This window comes from Bartonella sp. AS69XJJH (assembly GCF_042195585.1).
Lineage (GTDB): Bacteria > Pseudomonadota > Alphaproteobacteria > Rhizobiales > Rhizobiaceae > Bartonella.
The window spans coordinates 1-758 of the sequence record NZ_JBHIOO010000124.1 but is presented as its reverse complement, the minus strand read 5'-3'; the positions used below and the strand labels follow the sequence as shown (position 1 = coordinate 758).

Below are 758 nucleotides of genomic sequence, written 5' to 3'. Positions count from 1 at the left end.
CTCTCGTCATCCAGTGTTCAACATATCTGGACACGGTCTAACGAGAAAGCTGAACGTGCCATTGCCGATTTTATCGGTTTGCCCGTTGAGCAGGTTTTTAGCGACCGCTACCCCAAAAGTCGCCGTCGCATTTTTAAAGCAGCAAAACATGCCAATACAGATTCGCGTGCGCATTCTACTTTGCGCGGAAATGCTGCTTAAACTTCGTTACACGGCTTTGCGTTTTTGCGCATTTGCCATGCATTTAGATACCATAAGATAAAGAGGTTTATCAATGTCTAAAGATCAATACGAAATGGGCAAGATAAATTGCATAGAGTTGCATCATAGAACAGACGTTTGGATGGGTTGGTTCTGGCGATTTGATGGTGGTAGTTTTGTTTTCCATAGGTGGTAAGCGGATTTTACTAATGGGGGATGGTTATGGTTGCAGCTTATAATTTATGGAAGCCAGAGGAAAAAAGAGAAATTTTTAATCCTTATTCAGAAGCTGAGCGATTACAAATGATGCTTTCCTGTTCTTTAAAAGCCGTGAGTGGAGGCTTTCGACATATACCGATACGGTATGTTATTGACCCCCCGCATGGCTTATTTGATGCGATATTAGCACGGCAGATTGCGATTCATATTTTGCATTATCAGTTTGAGGTGCCGCAGCGGCGTCTTGTTGCCATGCAAGAGCGTGAACGCACTGCTGTTGCTCGTTCTTTGCGTACCATTAACCGGCGTTTGGAAGAACCCGTTTTTGCGAAAGCTTA

The 758-nt window shown here is 43.8% G+C and carries 2 protein-coding genes; both read left to right on the top strand.

Annotation, left to right across the window (positions count from 1 at the left end):
• The coding region (locus ACFIK6_RS10125; RefSeq protein ID WP_375677617.1) for a helix-turn-helix domain-containing protein at positions 1 to 201 on the top strand (201 nt) is incomplete at its 5' end.
• Positions 202 to 423: 222 nt separating this feature from the next.
• The coding region (locus tag ACFIK6_RS10120; protein WP_375677616.1) for a hypothetical protein at positions 424 to 758 on the top strand (335 nt) is incomplete at its 3' end.